Source organism: Neptunicoccus cionae, from assembly GCF_002860325.1.
Classification (GTDB): domain Bacteria; phylum Pseudomonadota; class Alphaproteobacteria; order Rhodobacterales; family Rhodobacteraceae; genus Amylibacter; species Amylibacter lutimaris.
In genome coordinates, this window is the sequence record NZ_PKOJ01000005.1 from 202,721 (window position 1) to 214,992 (window position 12,272).

Sequence of the window (12,272 nt, forward strand, 5' to 3'; positions counted from 1 at the left end):
GACAGGCCTGAACTTGTCTGGAAAATCCGAAAGGGAAACAGGAATGTCCATTCAGAATGCCATGCAGGCAGGCGTCGCGGGCCTTAAGGTAAATTCTCAGTCCGTTGCCACGATTTCCAACAATATCGCGAATTCCAGCACGATCGGCTACAAGCGCAATTTTACCCAGATGGTCAGTCAGGTGGTTGGGGAATCCGGCTCTGTCAGCAGTGTCGACCGCAAGGATATTGAAACCGGCGGCGCGATTATCGGATCTACATCCGAAACGGATCTCGCGGTAGACGGAGACGGTTTCTTTGTTGTGATGAAAGACCCTGAGAGCAAGGACGCCTCAAACTTCCTGCTGACCCGTGCAGGCTCTTTTGAAGTAGATAAGAACGGCTATATGGTTAACGCCGCCGGATATTATCTGGCTGGCTACGGCTATGAAGACGGCAGCATCACCGGCGTGGATCGCAACACCTTTAGCGATCTTGAGGCTGTTAAAATGGGGACTGCGGCCATGGCCGCGGAAATGTCGACTGCAGGCAAAATAGAGGGCAACCTTCCCTCCAGCCTGACAGGTACCGGCGTTGCAGAAGACCCTTTTGTGTCAAGCATGTCCTATTATACCGCGCTTGGCGAACAGGAAGGGCTCAGCTTTGCATGGACCCCTTCCGACACCACGGAAAATACATGGAGCATCGAGGTTTCGGGCGACGACGGCACGGTTTACGGCACTGTTGAAGTGGTCTTTTCGGACTCCGGTGCAACAGCAGGGGCGCCGGCGTCCTATGTGTTTACCGCTGATCCCGGACTGACTGCGCCTGCGGATTTTTCGGTGGATGCAGATGGCAATATGACCCTGACCATCGACAACGGAACAGCGCCACAAAATCTGGTTGTGGCCCTTGGCGCGGTCGGCACCTTTACCGGCATCACACAGTTTGACGGGGATTATGAACCCCAGCAGATGACCGTTGATGGCTGGTCTGCCTCTGCGGTGGAAAAATCCGAAATTGACGCGGAAGGCAATCTGATCGGCATTTTCGAAAATGGCGAACGCCAGTCGCTGTATCAGATCGCCGTAGCAACTGTCACAAGCCCCGGAGCTATGGAAGAAACCTCTGGCAATGCCTACGCCCTGACACTCGGGTCTGGCGAGGCCGTGATGAACGTGGCCGGATCGGGAGCCGGAACCATTGAAGCGGGCGCGACCGAAGCCTCCAACGTAGATATTGCTCAGGAAATGACAGAACTGATTCAGGTTCAGCGCGCCTATTCTTCGAATGCAAAATCCATCACCACGTCGGATGAGATGATGCAAGAAGTCAACAATCTGAAACGCTAGGATAAGCTGAAATGAGCCTGTCTTCTGCTCTGAGTATTGCGCGGTCCGGTTTGACCGTCGCCGCGCAACAAACCGATCTCGTCTCCCGGAACATGGCGAATTCCGGAACCGAAGGCGTCACCAGAAAATGGGCCAACCTTTCCACCGACGCGACAGGCGGGGTTTCCGTCACTTCTGTTGAACGCAGTGTAGATACGCTGCTTCAACGGCTGGACCGTGAAAACATGTCCAAACTGGCGCAGCAGTCCACAGTGTCCGACGGGCTGAGCGCCTACACGAGTTTTCTCGGTCAGCCCGATGACGAAATTTCGCCTGCGGCCAAACTGTCCGAACTGCAAAACTCGCTGGTTCTGCTTTCGACCCTGCCTTCAGAAGAATCCACCCAAATACAGGTTGTGACCGCCGCCAAAGCCATGGCATCGCAGTTGAACGATTTGTCCGGAACGGTTAGCGACATCAATTCAGAGGTCGAGCGTAACATCCGCTACGATGTTTCCTCCGCAAACGAAGTTCTGGAGGAAATCGCAGCGCTGAACCAGAAAATCCTGCGCTCTGAAGATGGATCGGTGACACAGGCGGGATATCTGGACGAAATGGACCAGAAGCTGGATGAAATGAGCAGCTTCATGGACATCCAGACGGTGACTTCTAACGATGGCACCATCAATCTGTATACCGGCGCCGGAACCGAACTGGTCATCGGCAATACAGCGAAATCAATCAGTTACGATCCCGTGGCAGGCACGCTCTCTGCGGGTAGTATAGATATTACCCCGAACGGCGAAGGCCGCGGTGTGATGCAGGGCAGCCTTAGCGGGTTGTTTGAACTACGCGATGAACAGCTTCCGCAGCTGTCGGCCCAGCTGGATGCGCTGGCCGCTGGTCTGATTTCAACCATGCAGGATGCCAACCCGTTTGGCTCCGGTGGCACCGGACTGTTTACCGACGCAGGCAACGTGTATGATCCCGCGTCTGTCGAAGGGCTGGCGGGAAGGATCGAAGTGAACGGAGAGGTCGACAGTACCGCCGGTGGCTCTCCATCCCTGCTGCAAAGTGGCGGTGATCCGGCAACACCCCTCGGGGATAGCAGCTATATCACTGCGATGCTTGACGGATTCAATGAAAGCCTGACCGTGGATCTGGCGGGACTTGGGGACAGCCTGACTCTCGCTGAACTGGCACCGGCTCTGGTCTCTCAACAGCAAAGCCTGCGCGCCACAGCCGAGGCAGCGACCCTGACCACCCAATCCGCCGGCGAGACAATCGCTGCATCACGCAGCAATTTCGAAGGGGTAAATATTGATGACGAACTGCAAAAGCTGCTTGTGATCGAACAGAGTTACGCCGCCAATGCACGCGTTTTGACCTCGATCAACCAAATGCTCGACACACTTATCCAGTCGTTCTGACGGGAAGGAAACCGATATGACCATCAGTACAGTTAGCACCAGCCAGCAATCCCTGAACATGCGGACCGTCATTGCCCGCCAGAACGAAGAACTGGCCACGCTGACAAAAGAAACCGCAACCGGCGTCAAGGCAGATGTCTTTGCCGAAAACCCCGGTGCGGCGACGCAAAGCCTGTTGATGCGGTCCCATCTGGCGGCAACTTCGTCTTACAAAACCTCCAACGAATTGTTGGAAGGCAAGCTGGATGTGATCTACACAGCGATTTCCGGCCTGAAAGCCGAAGCAAGCAGTTTTCAGGATCTTTCTGTTAGCGGCGCAATCACCTCTATGAACCGCGACGAATACCAGCAGCAAGCAGCGCATACGCTGGAAACTATCGTTTCAGCCCTGAACACCACCTATAACGGCGAATTCCTGTTTTCGGGGCTGGCGACAGATCAGAAACCTCTGGAAATCGACGGAACCGGAACCGCTGTAACCTATTCAGGCGATACAACCGGAACTGCCTCTGCACCGATTGATGATACCACGACCCTGAACTATGGAATCCGTGCGGATGATCCGGCGCTGACTGCGGTGTTTGATGCGTTGAACCTTGTGCTGTCGACTGATCTGAACAGTCTGTCGGACGGCGATTTCGAACTGATGAGAGACAATGTGACCTCTTTGATGAACGAAGGCCTGAGCGGACTGACCTCGATCGAGGCAGCGATCGGTAACAACCAGAGCATCCTGAGCGCAAAGATCGACGATCAAAGCACAAGGCTCAACATCTACAACAATGCTATCGCGGGTGTGGAAACCGCCGATCCCGAGGAAACAGCGCTGCGGTTGAACCAGCTTATCCAGCAACTGGAAGTCAGCTATCAGATCACATCACGACTGAACGGCATGAGCCTGCTGAACTATCTCTAGGATGGCTCGTTTCGGGGTGGCTTCAGCCGGTTACTTGAACAGCTCGTTACGCAATGCGTCTACAGTTCCTTCCGGATTATCCGGATTGATAAAGCTGCCGGTTGTCCAGAACCCGAAGAACACCACTGTTGCGAAAAAGTAAGCTGCGAACAGTCCGGCTAGGATCTTGTGGGATTTCGAAACCACCGGCCCGCCGGTAAAAGTGAAATACACCAGCCCGCCGGATTCAGAGACAACCGGATGTACAGTTGCACCCGTCGGGACAAGGCTTGCCGGCATAAAGGCAGAAGGGAGCCGGATCTCTGCTACCGGCCGGTTGTTCGCAATGCACGCCGAGGCAGAAATGGCAAAACCTGTCCGGTCTTCCCGCAGCAGAATATCCCCTTCGGTCAGCGAGACTGTCGGACCGCTGGCCGCTAGGGTTAAAACCGCTTCACCGTTTGCGGACTGGCTGTAGCGGAGTCCCTCCAGATATGACGGCACCGGTGCGACACTCTCCAAAGGCACAAACCCCTGCGGCACGGCAGGTGTGTTTTGTGCATTCTGGGTGGATTTGGTCGGGGCCGGATGCTCCGCCTCGGGGGCATCTTTCACAGGGGCAACGTCAGCAGGTGTTGCCGCCTGCGGCATTGCAATCCCCATGTCCCGCGCAAATTCGAAATTCACCACGAAGTTTTCGATTTCTTCGCGCAGTTCTGAATCCGGCAGGTTCAGGGCTGTTTCTATTCCGGATAGAAGCACAATATCTTCGGAAAACCCCATGTCGATTTCGGGGTAGCCTTCCAACCGTGGATAGACCGCAAGAGTTTGTGGCACCCGAACCTGTTCCAGAGCTTGCAATCGGGCGACGACACCGGCCGGATTTTCTCCGTCGTGATAAGGCTGCATCTGTACGATACGCCCGTCCCTGACCACCACAGCCAGAGCGACTTCTTCGGGCCATTCAAAGTTTTGGACAATCTCGGAATTCTCGAACAATCGAATGAAGGGGGTCTTCACGTTAACGCTCACCTTACAGGTCCAATTCTGGTTCGAGAATGTCTGAAAAATTATAATAAAATTCGCATTCTCGCAAGCTGCATCTTTTGCGAAAAAAAGAAATAACCTATGCTTGTGCCAAGACATACTTCGGAGACGTAAACCATGTTAATCCCAATTGGGCTGCTCGTCATATTGCTGCTCGTTTTCGGAGGCTTCAGCCTGTCGGGTGGCAATTTCGATGTGATCCTTCACGCGCTGCCTTTTGAGGGAATGATGATCGCCGGGGCCTCTATCGGGGCCCTTATTGTTTCGAGCGATCTGCAAAGCCTGAAGCTGACGTTCGGGGGGTTGAAGCGGGCCTTTGCCGGGCCACGCTGGAAGGCCGCAGATTACAACGAATTGCTGATGCTGTTGTTCGAACTGGCACGTCTGCAACGGAACGCTTCTCCGGTTGAAATGGAGCAACACATTGAAAATCCGCAAGAATCTGACATTTTCACCAGATACCCGCGTATTTTGAAAGACACCTCCTCTGTGATGCTGATCTGCGACAGCCTGCGGATGATCTCGCTCAACTTTGACAACCCGCACCAGATGGAAGACGTCATTGAAAAGCGGATCGAAACAACACTTGAGGAACGTTTGATCGGCGGGCATGCCATTGCAAAAATGGCGGACGGCCTGCCGGCCATCGGGATTGTTGCGGCTGTTCTCGGGGTTATCAAGACAATGTCCTCTGTGGACAAACCGCCGGAGGTGCTGGGCATGATGATCGGCGGCGCACTGGTGGGAACGTTCCTCGGGGTGTTTCTGGCCTATTGTGTGGTACAACCTGTGGCCGACCGGATCGCTTCGATCGAAGAAGCGGACTACAGTTTCGCCAAAGTTATCCGCGATACTGTTGTTGCGATGACACAGGGCCACCCCCCGAATGTCTGCGTCGAAATCGGACGGGGCAACATCCCTGAACGGCTGCGCCCCAGCTTTAACAATGTGGATGAATCCCAACGCAATCTGGCGCGGGCGGCATGAAGGAGCGGGAAAAAACCTACGCGCTGCTGGCAAGGCTGCACACGCAGGAAATGGAAACCCAGGCGAGCACTCTTGCCGCGTTGCAGGGTGAAGCTGACCGACTGGTGTCAGAGCGGAACCGGCTGGATCAAAGCCGCAAGGAAGGCGCCTCTGTTACGATGGTTGAAGCCATGCCGTATCGCGGGCGTTTTCTGAATATCGTGCGGAAAGAGAACCAGCGTCTGTCCCGCCTTATTGACGATGTGGAACGGCGGATCGAAACCCAGCGCGATAAAGTGATGGAAGCCTACCGCGAGGTGCGGTCCTCGGAAAAACTGCGCGAGGACGTCAAGGACAACATCCGCCGTGCGATCCGGCAGTCTGCCCAGACAGAAGCGGACGAGTTGATCCTTCTTCGCAGAATTACAGACAACAATCCGGCGCGCTGATCCTCAGACAACGTTATCGTATTGGGTCGGAAGCTCTGGCATATCGACCTTAACCCCCGCCTCTTCCAGCAGGCCGTAAAGGGTTGCAAAAGCTTCTTCGCTGCTTTGGGGCGCACGCACGCCCTGCCCCAGAAAACCGTCTGCAAGTTTGGCAAAACGGATCGCGGCGTCCGTATCCGGATCTGTTCCGGTGCGATAGGCGCCGATGCGGGCCAGATCCTCTATATCCGCGTGTCGGGCAAGGGCACGGCGCGCGGCGGACATAATGGCAAGTTCGATGGCAATGTGGCAATCCGGCAGGGACCGAGACACGGATTTTGCAATGTTTATAGCAGGATAGCGCCCGGACTCTGCAATCTTCCGGTCCAGAACGATATGCCCGTCCAGAATACCCCTGACCGTATCAGCGACCGGTTCGTTCATATCGTCGCCGTCCACCAATACCGTGTAAAGGGCCGTAATATCTCCGCCTTCCTTGCGCGCCGATCCCGGACCGGACCGTTCTAACAAACGGGGCAATTCGGTAAACACTGTAGGCGTATAGCCACGGGTGGCAGGGGGTTCACCGGCGGCGAGTCCGATTTCCCGCTGCGCGGTTGCAAACCGCGTCACACTATCCAGCATCAACAGAACCTGTTTGCCCTGATCGCGATAGAATTCTGCAATCGACGTGGCCGCAAAGGCAGCCTGCCGCCGCATCAGCGGAGGCTGGTCCGACGTTGCCACAACCACCGCAGAACGGGCCATGCCTTCCGGCCCGAGATCCCGCGTCAGAAAATCCTGAACTTCCCGTCCCCGTTCCCCGACCAGCCCGATCACGATGACATCCGCATTCGCCTGACGGGCCAACATGGCCATCAGCGTCGATTTACCGACACCGGAACCGGCAAAAATCCCCAGCCGTTGCCCCCTGCAAATCGGTGTGAACACGTCGATTGCGCGGATACCGGTTTCCAGCTTTCCGCCCATTACCCGCCGGTCAAACGCATCGGGCGGAGTGTTGCGCAACGGGTAGCCGCAAGGCCCGTCCGGCAGTTCAAGCCCGTCCAGCGGTTCGCCAAAAGCGTCAACGACGCGGCCGATCCAGTCCTGCCCCGGAAAGATGTCTCCGGCACCCGTCATCAGCTCTACGCGGTCGCCCCGCCCGATCCCGTCCCATGTGCCAAACGGAAGCAGGCGAATCCCTTCGGAATCGGTTGCGACCACCTCGGAGGGGATTCGCCCCGCGACCAGCGCCCGGTCCCCAATTTTGGCACTTTCCCCGAGTCCGGAGGCCGTCAGACCCAAACCGCCAACGCTAATAACCTTTCCCGACACCAGCGATGACGGAATTTTACGCATCTCGCTCCGCAATTGCGAAAAAGTTGTTGGGCGCTCCATAAGCAGGCTTTCAATCATAGGTATATCCATTGTATAAACACCTACGATTGATTTTTTCGCAAGGACAAAACATGAGCGATGAATCCACTTCATGGTTGCAAACCGCCAGTCAGAGAATGAACTGGCTGGCCGAGCGGCAGAAGGTCATCGCCGAGAACATCGCCAACTCCGATACGCCGAATTACAAGGCGCGGGATGTGGAAAGTTTCGAAAGCTATCTGTCCCAGCAAAACGATCGTACTGTCGCGGTGCGGCAAGCTGAAAATGTTTGGGGCTCGTCTATGGACAATAACACCGTCGTTCTGGAAGAGCAGTCGCTGCTCGCGGCGTCCACGTCCAGCCAGTACCGTCTGGCCTCCAAACTTTATGGCAAGGCCTACGCGATGATCTCTATGGTGAACGGGAAATAACCATGTCTGATCTTGATAGTCTGAGCGCCATCGGGCGCACCGCCGGTTCGGCCCTGAAGGCCCAGTCCGAGCGCCTGCGGGTGATTTCCGAAAACATCGCGAATGCAGATACTGTCGGCGCCCCAGGCGGGGATACTTATAGACGCAAAGTCGTTACTTTCGGTGAAATTCTGGACCGTGAAACAGGGGCGAATATGGTCGCTGTGAAAAACGTGACCCAGGACGACTCGCCGCTCCAAATGCAATACGAACCCTCTCATCCGCTGTCCAACGAAGAGGGATTTATCGAGCGTCCGAATGTGGAGCCATTGATTGAAATGGCAAATATGCGTGAGGCTGCCCGCAGTTATGAAGCAAACCTGAACATGATCGCAACGGGACGGGAAATGCGCCGCCTGACCCTGGACATGCTCGACAAATAGAAAGCCCTTAAATGGATACTGCCTTTTCGACAGGTGCGCTGCGCGCCTATAAAATCGGCCAAACACTTACTGCCACACCCACCCCCCAGAAAACCGAACCAACCGGCCCGAGCTTTGCCGAGGTTCTTGAAAACACCGCGAAAGATACGGTTCAGGCCGTACGCGAGGGGGACCGTGCTGCTGTAGCCGGACTGCACGGAAAACTGTCTACACAAGAGGTTGTCGAGGCAACCATGGCGATGGAAACTGCGATTGAAACCGCCGTTGCCGTGCGGGACAAAGTTGTAGGGGCCTATCAGGAAGTCCTAAGGATGACCGTCTGATATGGGCGCGACCGACATCCATGAAGTGATTATTGACACGATCTGGACCATCCTGATTGCAGCGGGTCCGACCTTGCTGGTTGCTATGGGTGTCGGCTTGCTGATCGCGTTGTTTCAGGCGCTTACATCAGTACAGGAAATGACCCTGACGTTTGTGCCAAAGGTGGCCGCGATTTTTGTCGCTGTGGCGATATCCCTGCCGCTCATCTATTCCGCGCTGACCAAGCTCAGCGACCAGTCATTCGACCTTATTATAAACGGAGGTTTGTAATTATGCGTAGATTTCTAGCCGTTGTTTTTCTTGTTCCGCTGATCATTCCTGCGGTCGGCCACGCACAAGGGTTGTTCGCTTTCAAAGGCGCCGCACCGGCTACTGGCGGTTTTCACCAAAACTCGATCGTTACGCCGCCCGTCCAAGCCACGCTCAACGAGGTTCCATCGCTTGACGGGCCTTACGGTGACCAACTGCCAAGCCTGAGCGAACTTGGAGAGACCGAAGCCGAAACGGCAGAAGCACCCGCGGCAGCGCAACCGCAAAAGGGCACTGCCGCACCTGTGGTTTCCATGCGTCCCCGCATGAACCCCCTGCGCGAACCGGTTCGGGAAAAACGCAAGGTAAAACGGTTTATCCGCCGGCTTTTGAAACTTCCCTCTGCTCAGGAACCGCAGGCTGCGAAACGCCAGAACATTTCGAGCCTCCAAACCGGCACACCGCTTCCGTAAATCCGGTGTCCTAACCCTCAGCCCAATCGGGCCACAAGTCGAGAGCCCCGTCCATGGCACAAGCAGACCGGCAGAAGCCGACTGTCCTTGATAGTTTCTCCGCCCGTATGGGGATCATGTCCCAGCATCGGGATGTCACCTTTGCGATTGCTATCTGTACCGTTCTGGCGATCCTTTTTGTGCCGCTTCCGGCCATGCTTCTCGACATCGGGCTCGCGCTTTCTGTTTCCGTGTCTGTACTGGTTCTCATGGTGGCGCTTTGGGTGCGAAAACCTCTGGAATTCAGCAGCTTCCCCACGCTTTTGCTGATCGTCACCATGATGCGGCTGTCGCTGAACGTGGCCTCTTCGCGACTGATCCTTTCCGAAGGGCAGACAGGCACGGATGCGGCGGGCAACGTTATTCAGGGTATCGCCGATTTTGTGGTCGGGGGTGACTATGTCATCGGGACCGTAATGTTCTGCATCCTTGTGGCAATCAATTTTATCGTTATCACCAAAGGCTCTACCCGCATTGCAGAAGTTGCCGCGCGGTTCTCTCTGGATGCGATGCCGGGCAAGCAGATGGCTATTGATGCCGACCTTGGCGCGGGGATGATCAACGAACAGGAAGCGCGCGCGCGCCGCAAGGAAGTTGAAGACGAAAGCGGCTTTTTCGGTGCGATGGACGGTGCTGCGAAATTTGTGAGGGGCGATGCGGTTGCAGGCATTATCATCACCCTGATCAATGTGGTCGGCGGCATCCTCATCGGCATTACCCGCCACGGAATGAATGTGTCCGATGCGCTGCACAATTTTACGGTCCTGACGATTGGCGACGGACTTGTTACACAGATCCCTGCCCTGATCGTTTCGATTGCCGCAGGGATTATTGTCACCAAAGGCGCCACGGTCGGGGCCGCAAACGAGGCTGTGACCACCCAGCTTTCGGGCAATCCCAAAGCGATGTTTGTCGCGGCGGCGCTTACCTTTCTTATGGGCCTGTTGCCGGGCTTTCCATTCCTGCTGTTTGCGGTTGTGGCTGCGGTTCTGGTGGCGTTCGGTCTTTATTCCCGCGAAACCCAAAGGGCCGATCTGGCCACTGCGGCGGAAGTGGAAAAGACCGAAGCCGCGAAAGAAGCTGTCGAACCCGAAGCCACTGCCGGTATCGACACTGTAACGCTGGAGATGGGGCGCAGCCTTATCGTAATGCTGAACAACGACACAGCCGCCCTGCCCGGCAAGATCAAAAGCTTGCGGGACATGTTCCAGCGCGAGTACGGTTTCCTGCTCCCGCCTGTGCGGATCAAGGACGGCGATATTTCCAACAGCAAAGGATATGTTGTTAAGGTTCAAGGGGTTGAGGTGGCCGAAGGGGAACTGCGCCCGGGCAGCCGCTTGGTGATTGATCCGGCGGGTGAAGGCACAATGCTCTCCGGCGAGCGGGTCAAGGAGCCAACCTTCGGCCTGCCCGCCGTCTGGATCGACACCGCCTCTGCACCCGAAGCGGAAGCCGCCGGTTTTACCGTGGTTGACCCTGAAAGCGTGATCGTCACTCATCTGACCGAGACGCTGAAAGAGAACATGCCCGAAATGATGACATACGGTGTTGCACGGGAACTGATGAACAGTCTCGATCCGGCCTATCGCAAGCTCATTCAGGACATCTCTACCCCGACGCCTGTGATCCTGTTCCGCAATGTGTTGCGCAAGCTGCTGTCCGAAAGGGTGTCTATCCGCAACCTGCCCCTGATCGCAGAATCCATCGCAGAGGCCTCTACAGCCACGACAAATGCAACACTTGTGGCCGAACAGGTCCGCAAGGCCCTGTCTGCGCAGATTTGCAAATCACAGGAAGGGGCGGACGGGTTTATCCAGACGATTACGCTTGGCGGGACTTGGGAACAGGAATTTGCCAGCACAGTAAAGGTACAGGGCGACGATACAACCTGCACAATGCCACCCGCCAAAGTGCAGGAATTTGGCCGTGCCGCCCGCGGTGTGCTTCAGGCTTATGCGGCAAAGGACGAATGGCCCGCTCTGGTTGTCAGCCCCGAATACCGCCCGATTATACGGTCCATGCTGGAACGGATCGCGCCAATGACCCCCATTCTGTCATTCTCGGAAATCCACTGGAAGGCCAAACTGAAAACCGTCGCGCAGATCGGCGAATAGGTATGGGCGGCGGGTTCATCGCACAACTGACCGAGAGCTGGGTGCTGATGACCGCACTTATCTTTGCCCGTATCGGTACGGCAGTCCTGCTGCTTCCGGGATTTGGTGAAACCCAGATTCCGCCGCGTTTCAAGATCAGCCTCGGAATCGCGCTGTCCCTTGCGCTGATGCCTGCCCTTCCGGTTTTGGAAGCGCCTGACGTTACCACGGCTTTCGTCCTGCTGCTGGCCCTTGAGGTGCTGGTCGGGGTGTTTATCGGGATCGGCGCCCGCTTGTTTATGGCCGCTTTCCACATTCTGGGCGCGCTTATCGGTTTCGCAGCCGGCCTGAGCAACTCTCTGGCACCTTATCAGGGCAGCCCCGAGAGCGGATCGACCATATCGACCCTGCTGACCTTTGGCGCGGTCGCCTGTATCTTTCTGACCAACACCCACCATGTTTTCCTGACAGGACTTATGCGCTCTTATGCGATTCTGCCCCCCGGCCAGATCATAATCGGGGATCTGGCCGATCAGATCGCACGGATTGGGGGTGGTGCGTTCTACATCGCCGCCACATTGGGTGCTTCCTTTTTCGCATTAAGCCTGCTGCTGAACCTCGGTATGGGGCTGGCCAATCGGGTCATGCCGGCAATGCAGGTGTTTTTTGTTGCCGGTCCCGGATTGATCATTGCCGGGCTTGGTCTGCTCGCCATCACCGCTCCGGCCATCATGATTTACCAGAACGAACAGCTTTCGTTGTGGTTTGAAACGCTGGTCCGCTAGG

14 protein-coding genes are annotated in these 12,272 nt (G+C 56.1%); 12 read left to right on the plus strand and 2 right to left on the minus strand.

Annotation, left to right across the window (positions count from 1 at the left end; translation table 11 throughout):
* The first annotated feature begins 43 nt into the window (after nt 1-43).
* From C0U40_RS13420 to C0U40_RS13430, 3 genes are read left to right on the plus strand one after another with little or no spacing between them, the layout of a single operon-like run.
* Nucleotides 44-1,330 carry a flagellar hook protein FlgE gene (locus C0U40_RS13420; RefSeq protein WP_101656305.1) on the plus strand — a complete coding sequence of 429 codons (1,287 nt, stop codon included), beginning with the start codon at nt 44-46 and terminating at the stop codon, nt 1,328-1,330.
* Between the two features lie 11 nt (nt 1,331-1,341).
* Complete coding sequence (gene flgK, locus C0U40_RS13425) at nt 1,342-2,739, plus strand: flagellar hook-associated protein FlgK (RefSeq protein ID WP_101656306.1); 1,398 nt, start codon at nt 1,342-1,344, stop codon at nt 2,737-2,739.
* A gap of 16 nt (nt 2,740-2,755) precedes the next feature.
* Nucleotides 2,756-3,655, plus strand: a complete 900-nt coding sequence (locus C0U40_RS13430) for a flagellin (RefSeq protein ID WP_101656307.1) — start codon at nt 2,756-2,758, stop codon at nt 3,653-3,655.
* 30 nt (nt 3,656-3,685) lie between these two features.
* On the opposite strand, the gene C0U40_RS13435 is transcribed toward C0U40_RS13430, so the two are convergent.
* On the minus strand, nt 3,686-4,654 hold the full coding sequence (locus tag C0U40_RS13435; protein ID WP_145991939.1) for a hypothetical protein: 969 nt from the start codon (nt 4,652-4,654) through the stop codon (nt 3,686-3,688).
* 144 nt (nt 4,655-4,798) lie between these two features.
* Between C0U40_RS13435 and motA the strand changes: the two genes are divergently transcribed.
* Complete coding sequence (gene motA / locus C0U40_RS13440) at nt 4,799-5,668, plus strand: flagellar motor stator protein MotA (RefSeq protein ID WP_101656309.1); 870 nt, start codon at nt 4,799-4,801, stop codon at nt 5,666-5,668.
* The gene (locus tag C0U40_RS13445; protein ID WP_101656310.1) at nt 5,665-6,096 is read left to right on the plus strand and encodes a flagellar FliJ family protein; all 432 of its coding nucleotides are present in this window, start codon (nt 5,665-5,667) and stop codon (nt 6,094-6,096) included. The genes motA and C0U40_RS13445 overlap by 4 nt, the downstream gene beginning before the upstream one ends.
* 3 nt (nt 6,097-6,099) lie before the next feature.
* On the opposite strand, the gene C0U40_RS13450 is transcribed toward C0U40_RS13445, so the two are convergent.
* Nucleotides 6,100-7,506, minus strand: coding sequence for a FliI/YscN family ATPase (locus C0U40_RS13450; RefSeq protein ID WP_286134975.1), 1,407 nt, complete (start codon nt 7,504-7,506; stop codon nt 6,100-6,102).
* A gap of 41 nt (nt 7,507-7,547) precedes the next feature.
* On the opposite strand from C0U40_RS13450, the gene C0U40_RS13455 reads away from it, so the two are divergent.
* From C0U40_RS13455 to C0U40_RS13485, 7 genes are read left to right on the plus strand one after another with little or no spacing between them, the layout of a single operon-like run.
* Nucleotides 7,548-7,886 carry a flagellar basal body rod protein FlgB gene (locus tag C0U40_RS13455; protein ID WP_101656311.1) on the plus strand — a complete coding sequence of 113 codons (339 nt, stop codon included), beginning with the start codon at nt 7,548-7,550 and terminating at the stop codon, nt 7,884-7,886.
* Between the two features lie 2 nt (nt 7,887-7,888).
* On the plus strand, nt 7,889-8,308 hold the full coding sequence (gene flgC, locus C0U40_RS13460) for a flagellar basal body rod protein FlgC (protein ID WP_101656312.1): 420 nt from the start codon (nt 7,889-7,891) through the stop codon (nt 8,306-8,308).
* A gap of 11 nt (nt 8,309-8,319) precedes the next feature.
* Complete coding sequence (locus tag C0U40_RS13465; protein WP_101656313.1) at nt 8,320-8,631, plus strand: flagellar hook-basal body complex protein FliE; 312 nt, start codon at nt 8,320-8,322, stop codon at nt 8,629-8,631.
* Nucleotide 8,632: 1 nt separating this feature from the next.
* Nucleotides 8,633-8,902, plus strand: a complete 270-nt coding sequence (locus C0U40_RS13470; RefSeq protein WP_101656314.1) for a flagellar biosynthetic protein FliQ — start codon at nt 8,633-8,635, stop codon at nt 8,900-8,902.
* Nucleotides 8,903-8,904: 2 nt separating this feature from the next.
* Nucleotides 8,905-9,354 carry a hypothetical protein gene (locus tag C0U40_RS13475; protein ID WP_101656315.1) on the plus strand — a complete coding sequence of 150 codons (450 nt, stop codon included), beginning with the start codon at nt 8,905-8,907 and terminating at the stop codon, nt 9,352-9,354.
* A gap of 53 nt (nt 9,355-9,407) precedes the next feature.
* Nucleotides 9,408-11,507 carry a flagellar biosynthesis protein FlhA gene (gene flhA / locus C0U40_RS13480; protein ID WP_286134977.1) on the plus strand — a complete coding sequence of 700 codons (2,100 nt, stop codon included), beginning with the start codon at nt 9,408-9,410 and terminating at the stop codon, nt 11,505-11,507.
* A gap of 2 nt (nt 11,508-11,509) precedes the next feature.
* Nucleotides 11,510-12,271 carry a flagellar biosynthetic protein FliR gene (locus C0U40_RS13485; RefSeq protein WP_101656317.1) on the plus strand — a complete coding sequence of 254 codons (762 nt, stop codon included), beginning with the start codon at nt 11,510-11,512 and terminating at the stop codon, nt 12,269-12,271.
* Nucleotide 12,272 lies beyond the last annotated feature (1 nt).

Bases quoted from the DNA above. Each gene is read 5' to 3' on its own strand.
- C0U40_RS13475 (WP_101656315.1), top strand. From the start codon at position 8,905: ATGCGTAGATTTCTAGCCGTTGTTTTTCTTGTTCCGCTGATCATTCCT.
- flhA (WP_286134977.1), top strand. From the start codon at position 9,408: ATGGCACAAGCAGACCGGCAGAAGCCGACTGTCCTTGATAGTTTCTCC.
- flgK (WP_101656306.1), top strand. From the start codon at position 1,342: ATGAGCCTGTCTTCTGCTCTGAGTATTGCGCGGTCCGGTTTGACCGTC.
- C0U40_RS13455 (WP_101656311.1), top strand. From the start codon at position 7,548: ATGAGCGATGAATCCACTTCATGGTTGCAAACCGCCAGTCAGAGAATG.
- C0U40_RS13450 (WP_286134975.1), bottom strand. From the start codon at position 7,506: ATGGATATACCTATGATTGAAAGCCTGCTTATGGAGCGCCCAACAACT.
- C0U40_RS13470 (WP_101656314.1), top strand. From the start codon at position 8,633: ATGGGCGCGACCGACATCCATGAAGTGATTATTGACACGATCTGGACC.
- C0U40_RS13430 (WP_101656307.1), top strand. From the start codon at position 2,756: ATGACCATCAGTACAGTTAGCACCAGCCAGCAATCCCTGAACATGCGG.
- C0U40_RS13465 (WP_101656313.1), top strand. From the start codon at position 8,320: ATGGATACTGCCTTTTCGACAGGTGCGCTGCGCGCCTATAAAATCGGC.
- C0U40_RS13420 (WP_101656305.1), top strand. From the start codon at position 44: ATGTCCATTCAGAATGCCATGCAGGCAGGCGTCGCGGGCCTTAAGGTA.
- C0U40_RS13485 (WP_101656317.1), top strand. From the start codon at position 11,510: ATGGGCGGCGGGTTCATCGCACAACTGACCGAGAGCTGGGTGCTGATG.
- C0U40_RS13445 (WP_101656310.1), top strand. From the start codon at position 5,665: ATGAAGGAGCGGGAAAAAACCTACGCGCTGCTGGCAAGGCTGCACACG.
- flgC (WP_101656312.1), top strand. From the start codon at position 7,889: ATGTCTGATCTTGATAGTCTGAGCGCCATCGGGCGCACCGCCGGTTCG.
- motA (WP_101656309.1), top strand. From the start codon at position 4,799: ATGTTAATCCCAATTGGGCTGCTCGTCATATTGCTGCTCGTTTTCGGA.